At 71.5% G+C, this 16670-nt stretch carries 17 protein-coding genes; 10 read left to right on the top strand and 7 right to left on the bottom strand.

Annotated features, from left to right (window positions below; all coding sequences use genetic code 11):
• Positions 1–87 precede the first annotated feature (87 nt).
• The 5 genes from FFG40_RS07275 (at position 88) to FFG40_RS07295 (ending at position 4786) form a co-directional block, all read left to right on the top strand.
• On the top strand, positions 88–636 hold the full coding sequence (locus FFG40_RS07275) for a hypothetical protein (RefSeq protein ID WP_138802731.1): 549 nt from the start codon (positions 88–90) through the stop codon (positions 634–636).
• 19 nt (positions 637–655) lie between these two features.
• Positions 656–1840, top strand: a complete 1185-nt coding sequence (locus FFG40_RS07280; RefSeq protein ID WP_138802732.1) for a PIG-L family deacetylase — start codon at positions 656–658, stop codon at positions 1838–1840.
• Between the two features lie 35 nt (positions 1841–1875).
• Positions 1876–2193, top strand: coding sequence for a ferredoxin (gene fdxA, locus FFG40_RS07285; protein WP_017887060.1), 318 nt, complete (start codon positions 1876–1878; stop codon positions 2191–2193).
• An 11-nt stretch (positions 2194–2204) separates the two neighbouring features.
• Entirely contained in the window at positions 2205–3323 is a 1119-nt protein-coding gene (dapC, locus tag FFG40_RS07290) for a succinyldiaminopimelate transaminase (RefSeq protein WP_185974126.1), read from the top strand.
• Between the two features lie 164 nt (positions 3324–3487).
• Positions 3488–4786 (top strand): citrate synthase, encoded by a 1299-nt coding sequence (locus tag FFG40_RS07295; protein WP_081827170.1) that lies wholly within the window; start codon positions 3488–3490, stop codon positions 4784–4786.
• A 730-nt stretch (positions 4787–5516) separates the two neighbouring features.
• Here the strand turns inward: FFG40_RS07295 and dapD are convergent.
• The gene (dapD, locus tag FFG40_RS07300) at positions 5517–6482 is read right to left on the bottom strand and encodes a 2,3,4,5-tetrahydropyridine-2,6-dicarboxylate N-succinyltransferase (protein ID WP_138802733.1); all 966 of its coding nucleotides are present in this window, start codon (positions 6480–6482) and stop codon (positions 5517–5519) included.
• A 119-nt stretch (positions 6483–6601) separates the two neighbouring features.
• Here dapD and dapE point away from each other — a divergent pair, with 119 nt between their 5' ends.
• The 4 genes from dapE (at position 6602) to FFG40_RS07320 (ending at position 10074) form a co-directional block, all read left to right on the top strand.
• Complete coding sequence (dapE, locus tag FFG40_RS07305; protein ID WP_027464567.1) at positions 6602–7684, top strand: succinyl-diaminopimelate desuccinylase; 1083 nt, start codon at positions 6602–6604, stop codon at positions 7682–7684.
• The gene (locus FFG40_RS07310; RefSeq protein WP_138802734.1) at positions 7669–8913 is read left to right on the top strand and encodes a hypothetical protein; all 1245 of its coding nucleotides are present in this window, start codon (positions 7669–7671) and stop codon (positions 8911–8913) included. Before dapE ends, FFG40_RS07310 begins: the two co-directional genes overlap by 16 nt.
• 147 nt (positions 8914–9060) lie before the next feature.
• Entirely contained in the window at positions 9061–9231 is a 171-nt protein-coding gene (locus tag FFG40_RS07315) for a DUF3117 domain-containing protein (RefSeq protein ID WP_017887054.1), read from the top strand.
• A 123-nt stretch (positions 9232–9354) separates the two neighbouring features.
• A complete protein-coding gene (locus FFG40_RS07320) occupies positions 9355–10074 on the top strand; it encodes an AAA family ATPase (RefSeq protein ID WP_260678811.1) in 720 nt (239 codons plus the stop codon).
• Between the two features lie 27 nt (positions 10075–10101).
• Here the strand turns inward: FFG40_RS07320 and FFG40_RS07325 are convergent, their stop codons facing one another.
• Positions 10102–10734, bottom strand: coding sequence for an O-methyltransferase (locus tag FFG40_RS07325; RefSeq protein WP_017887052.1), 633 nt, complete (start codon positions 10732–10734; stop codon positions 10102–10104).
• 64 nt (positions 10735–10798) lie between these two features.
• Between FFG40_RS07325 and FFG40_RS07330 the strand changes: the two genes are divergently transcribed.
• Positions 10799–11167: a twin-arginine translocase TatA/TatE family subunit gene (locus FFG40_RS07330; RefSeq protein ID WP_027464570.1), complete on the top strand. Its 369-nt coding sequence runs from the start codon at positions 10799–10801 to the stop codon at positions 11165–11167.
• Positions 11168–11206: 39 nt separating this feature from the next.
• Here the strand turns inward: FFG40_RS07330 and FFG40_RS17375 are convergent, their stop codons facing one another.
• The 5 genes from FFG40_RS17375 to FFG40_RS07355 all read right to left on the bottom strand — a co-directional run bounded on the left by FFG40_RS17375 (position 11207) and on the right by FFG40_RS07355 (position 16556).
• Positions 11207–12511, bottom strand: a complete 1305-nt coding sequence (locus FFG40_RS17375; RefSeq protein WP_138802735.1) for a carbohydrate-binding protein — start codon at positions 12509–12511, stop codon at positions 11207–11209.
• 163 nt (positions 12512–12674) lie between these two features.
• Positions 12675–13523: a bifunctional 2-polyprenyl-6-hydroxyphenol methylase/3-demethylubiquinol 3-O-methyltransferase UbiG gene (locus FFG40_RS07340; RefSeq protein ID WP_138802736.1), complete on the bottom strand. Its 849-nt coding sequence runs from the start codon at positions 13521–13523 to the stop codon at positions 12675–12677.
• Between the two features lie 10 nt (positions 13524–13533).
• The gene (locus FFG40_RS07345) at positions 13534–14694 is read right to left on the bottom strand and encodes a P-loop NTPase (RefSeq protein ID WP_138802737.1); all 1161 of its coding nucleotides are present in this window, start codon (positions 14692–14694) and stop codon (positions 13534–13536) included.
• Positions 14687–15184 (bottom strand): DUF1003 domain-containing protein, encoded by a 498-nt coding sequence (locus FFG40_RS07350; RefSeq protein ID WP_042539423.1) that lies wholly within the window; start codon positions 15182–15184, stop codon positions 14687–14689. The genes FFG40_RS07345 and FFG40_RS07350 overlap by 8 nt, the downstream gene beginning before the upstream one ends.
• 52 nt (positions 15185–15236) lie before the next feature.
• A complete protein-coding gene (locus tag FFG40_RS07355; protein WP_138802738.1) occupies positions 15237–16556 on the bottom strand; it encodes a magnesium transporter MgtE N-terminal domain-containing protein in 1320 nt (439 codons plus the stop codon).
• Positions 16557–16670: the final 114 nt, after the last annotated feature.

The following is a 16670-nucleotide window of genomic DNA, read 5'->3' on the forward strand; positions in this document are numbered from 1 at the left end:
CCCCGCCGCGCACGTGACCGCCCCGGGGACGGCACGTTCACAGCCAACTCGCGCCGGGCCTCCCGGCTCGTCCGTTACGGTCGCGCCATGCGTTCCCTCCGTACCCCGCTGATCGCCGCCGTCGCTGCCGGCATCGCCCTGGCCGGACTCACCGGCTGCTCGACCCAGGCCGTGCAGCAGGCCACCGACCTCGGGTCCTCCGTCGCGTCGAACGTCGCCGACGGGGTCGCGGGCATCGACGGCAAGGCGATCCAGGACGGCATGTCCTCGGTCGCCGGGGGCATCGACGGCGCGCTCGACACGGCGCTCAAGGGCGCGGACGTGACCTCCGACGGCAAGGTGCCGGACGGGTTCCCGTCGGCCGACGTGCCGCTCGTCGACGGCACCGTGCTCGGCGGGGGAGCCGGGCCGAACGGCTCGGGGTGGGTCGCGCAGGTCCGGGCGGCCTCGGTCGACGACTTCCAGGCCGCCGTGCAGCAGCTCACCGACGCCGGGTACACCGAGTCGGCGAAGCGTGCGGACTCGTCGAGCGCGTTCGGCATGTTCCGGAGCGACGCCTACCGCGTCGTCCTGACCTTCTCGGAGAACAAGGACAGCGGCGGCGTCACCGCGACCTACATCGTCACGCCCCGCTAGTCCCGTACCCTTGGGGACGATGTCGAAGGCCCCTGCCACGCGCCCCGAGCGCGTCCTGATCGTGCACGCCCACCCCGACGACGAGACGCTCTCGTCGGGCGGGACCATCGCGACCCTGCTCGAACGTGGCGCGGAGGTGACCGTGCTCACCGCGACCCGGGGCGAGCGCGGGGAGATGCTCACGGAGCAGTTGGCCCCGCTGGCGGGCGACCCCGCGCGGGTGGCACGGCACCGGGAGACCGAGATCGCCGCGGCCCTCGCCGCCCTCGGCGGGCCGCAGCACCTGTGGCTCGGCGGGCGCGGTGCCCGGCCGACCGACCTGCCGGAGCGTCGCTACGTCGACTCCGGCATGCAGTGGGGCCCGGACGGGCGGGCCACCGCCGCGGACGACGCCCCGGCCGACTCGCTCACCGCGGCCGACCTGGGCGAGGTCGTGGACGACGTCCGCGCCGCGATCCGCTCCACCGGGGCCGACGCCGTGATCAGCTACGCCGACGACGGCGGCTACGGGCACCCCGACCACGTGCGGATGCACCACGCGGCGCAGTACGCGGCCCGAGCCGAGGAAGTCCCGTTCTCGATGATCGTCGACCCCGCCAGCGGTCAGGCCGACGTCACGGTCGACGTCCTGCCGGTCCGGGCCAAGGTGCGTGCGGCGGTCGAGCAGTACCGCTCCCAGGTCGCCGTCGACCCCGTGGACCCCGCCGACCCAGCGGCCCTGTCGTGGGTGATGCCGCACGGCGTCCGGCAGCACGCCCCGGCGGTCGAGGCGTTCCGGCACGACGCGGCCCCGCAGCCGGCGGCGCCCCAGACCTACGCCGAGATGTCCGGCCAGGGCAAGGCCGCGGCGGTCGTCGTCTCGCTGCTGCTCGGGCTGCTCGCGGGCGGCCTCGGGACGGTCACGCACCAGCAGACGATCGGCGCGTTCCCGGTCGGACTCGTCGTCACCACCCTCATCGTGCTCGGCCTGACCGTGGGCGTGCGGCTCGTCTACCGCTCGCGTGCGATGGTCGCCGCGATCGGCATCGGGCTCCTCGTCGCGACGCAGGTGCTCGTGTCGGTCGGCGGGGAGAGCTCGCCGCTCGTCCTCGCCAACGCGGCCGGGTACGTGTGGACGTTCGCCCCCGCGGTCATCGCCGCCCTGGTCCTCGCGTGGCCGGACCTGTCGGGGCTGCGGTCCCGGACGGCCCCGGGCCGCGAGTAGACTCGAACCCGCTCGTCGAAGGGAGCACCCGAACCGTGACCTACGTGATCGCCCAGCCCTGTGTCGACGTCAAGGACCGCGCCTGCATCGACGAATGCCCGGTCGACTGCATCTACGAGGGTGACCGCTCGCTCTACATCCACCCCGACGAATGCGTCGACTGCGGTGCGTGTGAGCCGGTCTGCCCCGTCGAGGCCATCTACTACGAGGACGACCTGCCCGACCAGTGGGCCGACTACTACAAGGCCAACGTCGAGTTCTTCGACGAGGTCGGGTCGCCCGGCGGTGCCGCGAAGGTCGGCGTGATCCACAAGGACCACCCCGTCGTCGCGGCCGAGCCCGTCCGCGGCTGACCGGACACCTCGTGGCGCTCGACCTCCCCGACTTCCCCTGGGACCAGCTCGTCCCGTTCAAGCAGCGCGCCGCGGCGTACGAGGGTGGCATCGTCGACCTCAGCGTCGGATCGCCCGTCGACCCGACGCCCGAGGTCGTCCGCACTGCCCTGGCCACCGCGACCGACGCGCACGCCTACCCGCAGGTCGCCGGCACCCCGGCGCTGCGGCAAGCCATCGCCGACTGGTACGGCCGTCGGCACGGCGTCGCCCTGACCGAGGCGAACGCGCTGCCGACGATCGGCTCGAAGGAGTTCATCGCGGGCCTCGCGCTCTGGCTCGGCATCGGCCCCGGTGACACCGTGGTGTTCCCGGCCGCCGCGTACCCGACGTACGAGCTCGGCGCCGCTCTGGTCCGCGCCGATGCCCTGGCCTCGGACGACCCGGCGGAGTGGCCGTCCACCACGAAGCTCGTGTGGCTGAACTCCCCGGGCAACCCCGACGGCCGCGTGCTGACCCTCGACGAACTCCGTGCCGCCGTGGTCCGCGCCCGCGAGCTCGGAGCCGTCATCGTCGGCGACGAGTGCTACGCCGAGCTCGGGTGGGACCCGGAGTACGCCACCACCCCGACGCCCACGATCCTGGACCCCCGGGTGGTCGGTGACTCGCTCGGGGGCGTGCTGAGCGTGTACTCGCTGTCGAAGCAGTCGAACCTCGCAGGCTACCGTGCGGCCTTCGTCGCCGGTGACGCCGCGATCCTGGCCGACGTCCTGGCCGTCCGGAAGCACGCCGGGCTCATGCCGCCACTGCCCGTGCAGCAGGCCATGGTCGTCGCGCTGCAGGACGAGACCCACGTGCAGCAGCAGAAGGCCCGCTACCGGGCCCGCCGGAACATGCTCCGGCGAGCACTCGAGGACGCCGGTTTCCGGATCGACCACAGCGAGGCCGGGCTCTACCTCTGGGCCACCCGTGGCGAACCCGCACTCGACACCGTGGCCTGGCTCGCCGACCGCGGGATCCTCGTCGCACCGGGCACGTTCTACGGCGCAGCAGGGGGCGAGCACGTCCGCGTGGCCCTGACGTCGACCGACGAACGCATCGCCGCGGCGGCGCAGCGACTGGCGAGCAGCCGTCGCCTCGGTACCGCGTAGCACGGGCACGAGTACTCCGGGCGGGGGCCGCAATCCGTGAGGACCACCAAATCGTCACCTGGGATGTGTGCACGACCGACAGGTGCCGCGATTAGGCTGTCCTCGTGACTGACACTGCCAATGACGCTCAGAAGACGGCCACACCGCCCACCACGCCCGTCCCCGTGAGTCCCGCCGCCGAACAGCAGGGCGCGACCGCGACGCTGACGTTCCCGGGCGGCACGGCGGAGTTCCCGATCCTGCAGAGCGTCGACGGCGCGTCCGCGATCGACATCTCGACCTTCAAGAAGCAGACCGGGATGAACACGCTCGACTACGGGTTCGTGAACACCGGTGCGACGAAGAGCGCGATCACCTACATCGACGGCGACCAGGGGATCCTGCGCTACCGCGGGTACCCGATCGACCAGATCGCCGGCAACTGCACCTTCCTCGAGGTCGCGTGGCTCCTGATCTACGGCGAGCTGCCGACTCCCACCGAGCTCGAGCAGTTCGACGCCCGCATCCGTCGGCACACCCTGCTGCACGAAGACCTCCGCCGCCTGTTCGACGCCCTGCCGCACTCGGCGCACCCGATGTCCGTGCTCTCGAGCGCCGTGAGCGCCCTGTCCACGTACTACGAGGACGACATGGACGTCGACGACCCCGAGAAGGTCGAGCTGCAGACCGTCCGGCTCCTCGCCAAGCTCCCGGTCATCGCGGCCTACGCCCACAAGAAGGCCATCGGGCAGGCGTTCCTGTACCCGGACAACTCGCTGTCGTTCGTCGACAACTTCCTGCGGCTGAACTTCGGCACCATGGCCGAGACCTACAAGCCCAACCCGGTGCTCTCGAAGGCGCTCGAGCGGCTCCTCATCCTGCACGAGGACCACGAGCAGAACGCCTCGACCTCGACGGTGCGCATGGTCGGCTCGACGAAGGCGAACATGTTCGCCTCGATCTCGGCCGGCATCAACGCCCTGTACGGCCCGCTGCACGGCGGTGCGAACGAGGCCGTGCTCGAGATGCTCCAGCAGATCAAGGACTCGGGCGAGCCCGTGACGCGCTTCGTCGAGCGGGTGAAGAACAAGGAGCAGGGCGTCAAGCTCATGGGCTTCGGGCACCGCGTCTACAAGAACTACGACCCGCGCGCGAAGCTCGTCAAGGAGTCCGCGCACGAGGTCCTCGAGTCCCTCGGTGTGCAGGACGACCTGCTCGACATCGCGATGGAACTCGAGCAGATCGCGCTCGAGGACGAGTACTTCGTCAGCCGCAAGCTCTACCCGAACGTCGACTTCTACACCGGCATCATCTACAAGGCGATGGGCTTCCCGCCGCGGATGTTCACCGTCCTGTTCGCGATCGGTCGTCTGCCGGGCTGGATCGCCCAGTGGCGCGAGCTGAACAACGACCCGCTGAACAAGATCGGTCGCCCCCAGCAGCTCTACGTGGGTGCGCCCGAGCGCGACGTCCCCTCGCGCTGATCGACTCCGAGCGCCCCGCCCCACGGTTCCGTGGTGCGGGGCGCTCGTGCTTGTGCGCCGCCTGCCGAGTGTCGCCGTCCCGTCCGTGCTCGTCGTTCGTTGAGCGGGCGAAACACCCGGGCAGCCTGCGTGCGCACGCTGACATTTCGCCCGCTCGCGGGGCGGCGGGACGCGCCGTTCGGCTCTGCCGAGTGGTCGTGAACTGTCGTTCGGAGGGTGTCGAACCGACGGTTCGTGCCCCCTCGGCGCCCGCGGACGGTGTGTTGTGACCGCTCGCGGGGTGGGGCAGTGGACGCAACGACCTGGAGGCTCGGTGGCGGTCTCGTGAACGGACGCCGGGCCTCCAGTGCGGGCGTACCGGGCGCGGGGCGGCGGGACGCGCCGCTCGCCGTCGCCGAGTGGTCGTGAACTGTCGTCGGGCGGGTGTCGAACCGACGGTTCGTGCCCCCTCGGCGCCCGCGGACGGTGTGTTGTGACCGCTCGCGGGGCGGGGCACTGGACGCGATGGCCTGGAGGCCCGGTGGCGGTCTCGTGGACCGGCTCCGGGCCTCCCGTGCGTGCGTCGTCCGGCACAGGGCGGCGGTGCGCGTCGCTCGCCTTCGCCGAGTGGTCGAGAACTGTCGCCCGGCGGGTGTCGAACCGACGGTTCGTGCCCCCTCGGCGCCCGCGGACGGCGTGTCGTGACCGCTCGCGGGGCGGGCCTCCGGGCGCGCGGGCCGGGCGCGGTGCGCTACGCGTGCAGCGCGGTGTTCAGCTGGATGCCCTCGCCCTTGAGCTGCAGCGCCTCGACGGCGCCGCTGACGCTGTTGCGGCGGAACAGGATGTTCGGGGTGCCGGAGAGCTCGGCGGCCTTGACGGTCTTCGGGGTGCCGTCGGGGTTCGGGGCGGCGCCGACCAGCACGACCTTGGTGCCGGCCGTGACGTAGAGACCTGCCTCGATGACGGAGTCGTCGCCGAGCGAGATGCCGAGGCCCGCGTTCGCGCCGAGCAGCGCGCGTTCGCCGAGCGCGACACGGTGCGTGCCTCCGCCGGACAGGGTGCCCATGATCGAGGCACCGCCGCCGATGTCGGTGCCGTTGCCGACGACGACGCCCTGCGAGACGCGGCCCTCGATCATGGCGTCGCCGAGGGTGCCGGCGTTGAAGTTCACGAAGCCCTCGTGCATGACTGTCGTGCCCGGTGCCAGGTGTGCGCCGAGGCGGACCCGGTTCGCGTCGCCGATCCGCACGCGGTCCGGCACGACGTAGTCGAGCAGGCGCGGGAACTTGTCGATCGCGTGCACGGCGATGCCGGCGCGCTGCAGGGACGGGCGCAGGCGCGTCAGGGACTCGGGGTGTACCGGGCCGGCGTTCGTCCACGCGACGATCGGCAGGTGGCCGAAGACGCCGTCGAGGGAGACCTCGTTCGGGCGGACGTGCAGGTGGCTCAGCAGGTGCAGGCGGAGGTACGCGTCCGGGGTGCTCGTCGGGCCGGCGTCGATCGTGATCTCGGTGGTGACGGCCTCGATGCGGACCTCGCGGCGGGGGTCGTCACCGACGTGCGCCTGCAGCTCGGCGGGGAACACGGCGTCGGCGGGCAGCGCGCCGAGGTGCGTCTCGGGGTACCAGGTGTCGAGCGTCGTGCCGTCGGCGGCGATCGTCGCGAGGCCGTGGCCCCAGGCGTGGGTCGGGCGGTCGGTGGCAGTCGTGTCGGTCACGGCTCCAGGGTACCGAGCGCCGATCGGCGGGCACCGTCCGTCCGGACTGCCGGGGCGGTCGGGTCGCCGACCGTCCGGACTGCCGGGGCGGTGCGAGGGGCGGCCGGTAGGCTGCCCGCATGCCGGAGCACCTCGACCTCACCGCCTCGTCCATCGACATCACCCGTGCCATCTGCGACATCGAGTCGGTGTCCGGCAACGAGCAGGCCCTCGCCGACGCGATCGAGGCCGTGCTCGCACCGCTGCCGCACCTCGAGGTGATCCGTGACGGCGACGCGATCGTGGCGCGGACGAACCTGGGCCGCGACCGCCGGGTCGTCATCGCCGGTCACATCGACACCGTTCCGCTCAACGACAACCTGCCGACCGAGTTCCGGACCGCCGAGGACGGCACCGAGATCCTCTGGGGACGCGGCACCGTCGACATGAAGGCGGGCTGCGCGGTGCAGCTCAAGCTCGCGTACGACCTGGTCGACCCCTCGGTCGACGTCACGTGGGTCTGGTACGACCACGAAGAGGTGAGCGACGCCCTCAACGGCCTCGGCCGCCTGGCCCGGACGCGACCCGAACTCCTCGCCGCCGACTTCGCGATCCTGGGTGAGCCGTCCGGGGCGCAGATCGAGGGCGGGTGCAACGGCAACCTCCGCGCCGAGATCCGCACGTTCGGCAAGCGCTCGCACAGTGCCCGGAGCTGGATCGGCGACAACGCCATCCACAAGACCGCCCCGATCCTGGCCACCCTGGCCGCGTACGAGCCCCGTACGGTCACGGTCGACGGGCTCGAGTACCGCGAGGGCCTGAACGCGGTCGGCATCAGCGGCGGCATCGCGGGCAACATCATCCCGGACGAGGCGATGGTGCACGTGAACTACCGGTTCGCCCCCTCGCGCTCGGCCGACGAGGCCGTCGCCCACATCCGCGAGCTGTTCGACGGGTACGAGGTCACGATCGTCGACCTCGCCGCCGGTGCCCGCCCCGGTCTCGACGCCCCGCTCGCGCAGGACTTCGTCGCGGCCGTCGGCGGACCGGAGCCCCGTCCGAAGTACGGCTGGACCGACGTCGCACGCTTCTCGGCGCTCGGTGTCCCCGCGGTCAACTACGGCCCCGGCGAGCCGGTCTTCGCCCACCACGACGACGAGCAGGTCCCGGTCGCGCAGATCACCGCGGTCGAGGCCGGGCTGCGTCGGTGGCTGACGGCCTGACGACGGCGGGGGCCACCCGGAGGACCCCTGCCCGGAACCGTTGGCGGGCCCGGTACCGGGTCGTCCCGTGGTGGGTGCGCATCACGGTCGTCTACGTGCTGGCGCGGCTCGTGACCGGTGCCATGATGCTCGCGTTCGCGGGTGTGCAAGCGGCGAACTCGTTCACCGTGCAGAACCCGGGCTACCTGTCGTTCGCGTCGATCTGGGACGGCGCCTGGTACCGCGTGATCGCCACGGGCGGGTACCCGTCGACGCTGCCGGTCGATGCCGCCGGGCACGTGACCGAGAACGCGTGGGCGTTCATGCCCGCGTACCCGTTCCTGGTGCGCGGGCTCATGCTGCTCACCGGAGCGTCGTTCGAGTTCGTCGCGGTCTCGGTGTCGTTGCTCGCCGGACTCGGGGCCGCGCTGGTGTTCCGCCGGCTCATGGGGCGGTTCCTCGACCCCGCACGGGCGACGTTCGCCACGGTGTTGTTCTGCGTCGCACCGGTGTCCGCGATGTTCCAGGTGGCCTACGCGGAGTCGATGGGCCTGTTCCTGTTGCTCGTCGCGCTGCTGCTCATGGTTGATCGACGGTGGTGGGCGATGCTGCCCGTCGTGCTGCTGCTCGGCATGACGCGGCCGACGGGCCTCGCCTTCGCGTTCCTGGTGGTGCTCTTCGTGGCCGCGTGGGCGATCCGGCCGGCGTGGGTGCGCTCGTCGGAGCCGCTCACCCTCCGCCGACTCGTGCCCCCCGCGGTGGTCGCCACGGTGTCGGGTCTGGTCGGGCTGGCGTGGCCGGCGATCGCGTGGGCGGTCACCGGGGTGCCGAAGGCCTACACCGACACCGAGCTCGCCTGGCGGTCGTCCTACATCGGGTGGAAGGAACTCGTGCCGTTCGCGCCGTGGGTGCAGGGGTTCGGGTGGTGGTTCGGGCAGCCGACCGGCACGGTGCTGCTCGTCGTCGTCCTCGTCGGGTTCGCGGCGTTCGTGTGCATGCCCGCCGCACGCCGGATCGGCATCGAGCTCCGGCTCTGGGGCGTGGCGTACCTCGTGTACCTGCTCGCGGTGTTCTTCCCGCAGTCGAGCACGTGGCGCATCCTCGTGCCGATCGCGCCGTTGCTCGGCATCGTCGCGCTGCCGCGGTCGCCGGTGTACCGCGTGGCCGTCGTCGTCGCGTTCGTCGGGCTGCAGTGGGTCTGGCTGTACTACACGTGGTGGGTCGACGGCTACGACTGGACCCCGCCGTGATCGATGCGGGGCTCCGGAGGCCCGTGGATCCGCGTTCTGCGGAGCATCCGGACGGCACATCCGACACCCCCAACCTGGGCGGTTTCGCAGTTGCCCCCTCCATACGGGATAATGGGGCTGCATTTACTGCACGAAAGGGGACATCTGATGGCAGCCATGAAGCCGAGGACCGGTGACGGGCCGATGGAGGCTGTTAAGGAGGGTCGACTCATCATCGTGCGGGTTCCGCTCGAAGGTGGAGGCCGCCTGGTCGTCTCGGTCAACGATGCCGAGGCCAAGGAACTCCACGACGCACTCGCTGAGGTCGTCTCGGCCTAGTACGTCGAAGCACCAGAACGGGAGGCCCGGAGCGTGTACGCTCCGGGCCTTCCGTCTGTGCGCTGCCGATCCCGCGGCTGGGCGATCCGCGGCGCTGTCGGTCGGCTCCGGCAGGATGGAACCGTGCCGAGGACGAGACTGCCGATCCGCCGCGTCGAGGAGTTCGCGCCCGACCCGATGCCCCGCGACGTCTGGCCGGCGACGCTCGCGCCCGTGCGGCAGCTGCTCGACGACGGGCTCGACCTCGCTCCGCTGACGGTGCTGGTCGGTGAGAACGGTGCCGGCAAGTCCACCCTCGTCGAGGCGATGGCGCTCGCCTTCGGCATGGGACCCGAGGGCGGTTCGACGAAGTCCGGGCACAGCACCCGCCCGAGCGAATCGCAGCTCTGGGAGCACATCGCCCTGCACCGGGAGCCCGGCGCGGTGCGGTCCGGCTTCTTCCTGCGCGCGGAGACCATGCACGGGGTGTTCACCTACCTCGAACAGCACCCCGGGGGAGCCGAGCCGCTGTTCCACGAGCGGAGCCACGGTGAGTCGTTCCTCGACTTCGTCACCCACCGGTCGCAGTGGCCCGGGCTCTGGATCCTCGACGAGCCGGAGTCCGCCCTGTCGTTCTCGGGGTGCCTGGCGCTGATCGGGCTCCTGCAGTCCATCGTCGAGACGGGTGTCGGCCAGGTCGTGCTCTCGACCCACTCACCCGTGCTCGCCGCGTTCCCCGGGGCCGAGATCCACGAGGTCGGCGAGTGGGGCCTGCGGCGCACCGGATGGCGTGACCTCGACCTGGTGCGGAACGAGCGTGCGTTCCTCGAGTCGCCCGAGCGGTACCTGCGGCACCTGGACTGACCTGCGCGAGCGGCGGCGGGTCGAGCGCTAGTTGGTGACCTTCGTCAGCTGCAGCAGTCCGTCGCCGGCGGGCGACAGCGCGCTGCGCACTGCACCCGACGTCGACACCTCGGTCAGGAGCAGCCGGAAGTCCGTGGTGGCGCGGTCGCGCTTCACCGGGTCGGCCACGCGTCCGCGCCAGAGGGCGTGCGGCACCAGGACGGTGCCACCCAGGCGGGCGAGCCGCAGCCCGTGCTCGACGTACTCGATCACGTGCTCGGGGTCGGCATCGACGAGCACGACGTCGTACGAGGCCTCGTTCATGCGGGGGAGCACCTGGTTCGCGCGACCGGGGATGAGCCGGATCCGTGCGGGAGCGGTGCCGGCGCTGATGTAGGCGTCGCGGGCGAACTGCTGGTGGTCGACCTCGACGTCGATCGTGGTCAGGGTCGCGTTCGGGGCGCCGGCGAGCAGGTACAGGCCGGAGACCCCGAGGCCGGTGCCGATCTCGATGATGCTCGTGGCTCGCGAGGCAGCGGCGATGACCCCGATCTGCGCACCGATCGCGGGCGAGATCGCTTCGACCCCGAGTTCCAGGGAGTGCTCACGAGCACGGGCGATCGCCTCGGTCTCCGAGACGATGTCCTCGGCGAACTTCCAGTTCGACTCTTTCTCTGACACGCACACTCCGTTCGGGAGACAACTCTAGAGGTGCAACGCAGCAGCACGCGTTAGGCTCGCTCGCGTGGACATCCCGCTCGACAAGATCCTGATCATCGGGGTCATCGGCGTCCTCTTGCTCGGGCCGCAGCGCCTGCCGATGTACGCCCAGAAGCTGGCCGAGTTCGTCAAGGCCGTCCGTCGGTTCGCCGACACCGCGAAGGAGCGGATGCGCGACGAGATGGGCCCCGAGTTCGACGACATCGAGTGGCAGAAGCTCGACCCGCGTCAGTACGACCCGCGCCGCATCATCCGCGACGCCCTGCTCGACTCCGGCACGAGTGCCGCAGCCGTCCAGACCGCGCAGGTGACGGCCTCGAAGGTGCGCGCGACGGCTCCCGTCGTGCCCCTGGCCGCCGGTGAACCGGCACCCTTCGACGCCGAGGCGACCTGACGTCCGTCACGGGGTCGCGTCGCGACGCCCGGTCCTTCCCTACTTCAGGGCCGCCAGGAAGCGGTCGGTCCAGGCGAGCGCCGTGGTGCCGGCCACCGAGCTGCAGGTGGGTGACGCGGTGCTCTGCGCCGTCGGGCAGGGGGTGTCGCGGTCGAGCGACCAGGTGTGCACGCCCGCGAGCCCGTGGGACTTGGCGTACGCGGCGACGGTGTCGGCGTCCGCGAGGGTGAAGACCTCGTCGGCGGTGTCGTTGACGCCGATCATCGGGGTGACCTCGATCTTCGACGAGGCGATCCCGTAGGTGTGCTGCAGGTTCGTGACCGCCTGGATCGTGGACTGCCCCATCTGACACGTCGACCCGACGATCACGCAGTTGGCCGTGGTCGCGCGTCCGAAGTCCATCGTCATGAGGTTGATCGTGTAGTTCGTGAGCGCCGAGGCCTTGATCGCCTTGACGGTGGCGTCTCCGGTGCTGTTCAGCCCGCCGAACGAACCGTCGGACGCCGCCAGCGTGGCGAGCGTGAACGAGAAGCGCAGGCCGGGGTACTTCGCCTGCGCCAGGGCCGCTGCGCTCACCAGGTTCTGCACGTCCGCGGCGGACTGCCCGCTCTCGATGTCGAAGTCGACGCCGATCATGTGCGGCGAGGCGTAGCGGGCGATGAAGGACTGCAGCGCGGTGCCGGAGCACTTGAACGAGCCTGCGGCGCCACCGGTGCTGACGATGTAGTTCACCCCGGCCGCGTCGAGCTTCGCGATGTTGGCGCTGGCGAACGCGTCGGCGGCCACCCCGCCCCAGTTCTCGCTGCCGCAGGTACCGGTGGCGAAGGCGAGCGTGATGGCCTTGAGGCCGTGCTCCCGCGTCGACACGAGGCTGTTGCTCGACCCGACGACCGGGATCCGCGTGCCGGTGACCGCGGTGTTCATGACGTTCGTGTTCCAGTCGAGGTTCACGGTGATGTCCTTGTACGGGCTGAAGACCAGACCGCTCGCGGTGCCGGTGCCGGTGCTGCCGTTGCCGGGCGTGGTGGTCCCACCGCCGCCAGGGGTGGTGGTCCCGCCGCCGGTGCCGCCGCCGGTGCAGGTGCCGGACGACGTCCACGGCTGGCCGCTGCCGGTCGCACCGGAGTGGGTCGCCGGTTCGTCGCCCTGGGTCCACCAGTTCGCGGTGTAGTTCGAGCCGTTCTCGCTGACGGTGGCTCCGCCGTTGTAGGCGGTGCCGGCGCTCCAGGCGGTCGCGCAGGTCGTCGCAGCGAGGGCTGGCGCCGCTGTGAGCGAGGCCCCTGCGACGATGACGGCGGCGATGGTGGCCACGAGGCCCGATCGCACGCGGGTGTTCTGGTTCACACGGTTCTCCTGTCCTCGGTCGGACGTCGTCGTCCGGCGGGTGGAGCCCTCACGTCACATTCCGCAAGGGCATTGTGTAATGCCCTTGCATAATGCGCCGGGGTAGAACGCCCTGTCCATGAACGAACGCACAGGATGCGCCGAACGGACCAGGGGAGTCAGGTCAGTCGCGGGTCGCGACGATCGTGTAGGTGGTCGGCATCCGGTCACGGTCGTGATCCGGCCAGGCCCACGAACCCGTGTCGGTCTCGACCATGCGGGAGCTGAAGCGCCAGGGCAGGGTCCGGCCCTCGTCGAGCCGTCGGAGCCGGAGCCCGGCACCGAGCAGGGCGTTCACGATCTCGGACAGCGGGTGCGGCCACTCGAAGGTGCGGGTGTTCGCCACCGTGCCGTCGCCGGCGTAGGTGCCGGCGTCGTCCCACTGCTGCGCGGTGCCGTCCGGGAAGTACCGGTACCGGGTGACGAGCTCGTCGGCGTCCTCGTCGAGGGCGTACAGCGCCGGGTGGCCGTCGCGGATGAAGAACACCCCGCCGGGGCGCAGCAGGCCGGCGACCTGCGCAGCCCAGCGGTCGAGGTCGGGGAGCCAGCAGATCGTGCCGATGCTCGTGTACACGACGTCGAAGTCGCCGGCGACGGCGGCCCGGGCATCGAGGACGTCGGTCTGGACCCAGGTGACGTCGAGGCCGAGGCGCGACGCGAGCCCGGCGGCCGAGGCGAGGGCGGCGGGGGAGAAGTCGACGCCGGTCAGCCGGGCACCCTCGCGGGCGAGCGACACCGTGTCGGTGCCGATGTGGCACTGCAGGTGGCAGACGTCGAGGCCCGCGAGCGAGCCGTTCGGCAACCAGGGCGTCAGGGCCGGCAGGTCGTCGCGGACGACGTCGGAGCGGTGGCCGGGGTCTGCGAGGGCGTCGATCGCGTACGCGCCCTCGTGGATCGGCACCCGGTCGTCCCAGTTCGCGCGGTTGGTGGCGCGTGCGTGGTCCCAGTCGACATCGACGTGATCGGTGCTCATGACCCCGAGCCTAGGACAGCGACAACCCGAGCTTCCGGCCGGCGAGCCCGCGTCCCATCGTGGTGATCCGGTCGGCGATCGCCGTCAGGGCGACGGCGGACGGGTCCTCCGGGGTGCCGAGCACCACCGGGACACCTGCGTCGCCGCCCTCGCGCAGCGGCACGGACAGCGGCACGCTGCCGAGCACCGGGACGGGGGCGTCCTGCCCGCGGGAGAGCCGTGCAGCGGTCTCGGCGCCGCCACCCTCGCCGAACAGGTGCAGCACCGAGCCGTCGGGCTGCACGAGCCCGGCCATGTTCTCGACCACGCCGATGACCCGCTGCCCGGTCTGTCGGGCGACGATCCCGCTGCGTTCGGCGACGTCGGCCGCGGCGGCCTGCGGGGTCGTGACGACGAGGACCTCGGCGTGCGGCAGCAGCTGCCCCACCGAGATCGCGACGTCGCCGGTGCCCGGGGGCAGGTCGAGCAGCAGGACGTCGAGGTCGCCGAAGAACACGTCGGTCAGGAACTGGTTCACGGTGCGGTGCAGCATCGGTCCGCGCCACGACACCGCGGTCGAGACGTCGTCGACGAACATGCCGATCGACACGACCTTCACGTCGTGCGCCACGGGCGGCAGGATCATGCTGTCCACCCGGGTCGGGCGGGGTGCGACCCCGTGCTCGTCGGTCAGGCCCATCAAGCCGGGGACGCTGAAGCCGTGCACGTCGACGTCGACGACCCCGACCCGCAAGCCCCGGCGGGCGAGCGCGACGGCGAGGTTCACGGTGACGGTGGACTTGCCGACGCCGCCCTTGCCGCTCGTGACGGCGATGACGCGCGTGAGCGAGTCCGCGGTGAACTGGACGCCCTTGGGGCGGCCGGCTCGCAGCCGTTCGGTCAGCGCGGAGCGCGTGGCCGGGTCCATCACGGACACGTCGACGTCGACTGCGGCGACCCCCGGGACGGACCCGGCGGCGACGCGGACGTCGCGCTCGATGGTGTCGGCGGCAGGGCACCCCACGATCGTGAGCTGCAGGTCGACGCGCACCGCGCCTCCTGGCCGCACGTCGACACCGCGGATCATGTCGAGCTCCGTGACGGGGCGGCGGATCTCGGGGTCGATGACGCGGCCGAGCGCGGCGAGGACCGCCGTGCCGAGCTGTTCGTCGGTGGGGACGGCGTCAGCCACGGGTGGAGCTGTCGTGTTCGTCCGCGTAGCCGGCCTCGTCGGCGTCGCGGCGGTCGAGCTCCTCGAGCAGGGAGCGGAGCTCGGCGCGGATGAAGTCCTTCGACGCCATGTCCCGCATCGCCAGGCGCAGGGCCACGACCTCGCGGGCCAGGTACTCGGTGTCGGCCAGGTTGCGCTCGGCGCGCTGGCGGTCCTGCTCGAACTGCACGCGGTCGCGGTCGTCCTGCCGGTTCTGTGCGAGCAGGATCAGCGGGGCGGCGTACGAGGCCTGCAGCGAGAGCACGAGCGTCAGAGCCGTGAAGCCGATGGCCGCCGAGTCGAACTGCCACGGCTTCGGCGCGAGGGTGTTGTAGCCCATCCAGACCACGCAGAACAGCGTGAGGCCGATGAGGAACCACGGCGTGCCCATGCCGCGGGCGATGCCCTCGGTCGCACGACCGAAGGTGTCCCCGCGACCACGGCGGCGGCTGGGGAGCACACGCGTGCGCATGCCCTTCGGGGAGTCGAGCCGGACCTCTTGCCGGTCACGGTCGCGACGGTTGTCATCCGTTCGGGCCACGGGTGGTCCTCCTTCCCGTCGTCACGGGTGTCCTGCGCGGGCGTTGGCGTGGAAGCGGTGAGGGTTCCCCCTCGCCCTGACTTCGCCAGTCGTCCGGCAGGACGTGGTCGAGGACATCGTCGATCGTCACCACCCCGACGAGACGGTGGGCGTCGTCGACCACGGGGACGGACAGCAGGTTGTAGGTCGCCATGATGCGGGTGACCTCGGCGGCGCTCGCGTCGACCCGGACCGGTTCGGTCTGCTGGTCGATGAGCGTGCCGAGCCGCTCGTTCGGCGGGTAGCGGAGCATCCGCTGGAAGTGCACGAGCCCGAGGAACCGACCGGTCGGCGGCTCGTACGGCGGCAGGGTGACGCAGACGGCGGCGCCGAGCACCGGCGCGAGCTCGTGGCGGCGGACCAGCGCGAGGCCCTCGGCCACGGTGGCGTCTGCCGAGACGATCACCGGTTCGGTGGTCATCAGACCACCGGCGGTGTCCGGCTCGTACTCCAGGAGCATGCGGACGTCCTGCGCCTCCTCCGGCTCCATGAGCTGCAGGAGAGCTTCGCTCCGCTCGTCGGAGAACTGGGCGAGGACGTCGGCCGCGTCGTCCGGCTGCATCTGGTCGAGGACGTCGGCGGCGCGGGCGTCGACCAGCCGGGTGAGGATCTCGATGCGCTCCTGGTCGGGCATCTCCTCGAGCACGTCGGCGAGTCGGTCGTCCGGGAGTTCCTCGGCGACCTCGAACCGGCGCTCGGCGGGCAGGTCGAGCAGCGTCGACGCGAGGTCGGCGGGCAGCAGGTCGGAGTAGGCGGCGATGACGTGCTCGGCGGACTGGGCCTCGCCGGGGAGCTCGTCCTCGGTGACCTCGTTCCACGTCGCGAACGTCGTCGGGCCCTTGCCGAACGGCGACGGCGTGGTCTTCGGCTTGCGGAGGAAGAGCTGCGCGACCTCCCAGTCGCCCTGCCCGCGGTCCTCGATCGCGACGTCCTCGATGGTGGCGCGGATCCGCTGGTTCTTGACGAGTACCTTGCGGCCGAGCATCTCCGCGATGACGCGGACCTCGCCGCCGCGCTGCTCGAAGCGGCGCATGTTCACCAGGCCGGTCGTGATGACCTGCCCGGCACCGATCGAGGTGATGCGGCCGATGCTCACGAAGATGCGGCGCTTGCCGGGCACCTCGACGATGAGCCCGACGACGTGCGGGGGATCGGCCCGGCGGTAGACGACCAGGACGTCCCGGACCCTGCCGACGCGGTCGCCCGCGGGGTCGAAGACGGAGCACCCGGCGAGGCGGGCGACGAAGACCTTCGTGGCGCTCACCCGACCCAGCGTAGTCGCTCGGGTGTGGGCGTTCGCGCGCGCCGGTCGGCTGCTTCCGATCGGCTGCTTCCCTGAGAGTGCACGTGCGATTGCAAGGTGTGCGGTGAATGATGG

The organism is Curtobacterium sp. KBS0715 (assembly GCF_005938005.2).
Classification (GTDB): Bacteria; Actinomycetota; Actinomycetes; order Actinomycetales; family Microbacteriaceae; genus Curtobacterium; species Curtobacterium flaccumfaciens.

What these genes read in the sequence shown, in the direction of transcription:
- FFG40_RS07275 (WP_138802731.1), top strand. Translation starts at nt 88, where the DNA reads ATGCGTTCCCTCCGTACCCCGCTGATCGCCGCCGTCGCTGCCGGCATC.
- FFG40_RS07340 (WP_138802736.1), bottom strand. Translation starts at nt 13,523, where the DNA reads ATGAGCACCGATCACGTCGATGTCGACTGGGACCACGCACGCGCCACC.
- FFG40_RS07350 (WP_042539423.1), bottom strand. Translation starts at nt 15,184, where the DNA reads ATGCGCACGCGTGTGCTCCCCAGCCGCCGCCGTGGTCGCGGGGACACC.
- FFG40_RS07280 (WP_138802732.1), top strand. Translation starts at nt 656, where the DNA reads ATGTCGAAGGCCCCTGCCACGCGCCCCGAGCGCGTCCTGATCGTGCAC.
- FFG40_RS07315 (WP_017887054.1), top strand. Translation starts at nt 9,061, where the DNA reads ATGGCAGCCATGAAGCCGAGGACCGGTGACGGGCCGATGGAGGCTGTT.
- dapE (WP_027464567.1), top strand. Translation starts at nt 6,602, where the DNA reads ATGCCGGAGCACCTCGACCTCACCGCCTCGTCCATCGACATCACCCGT.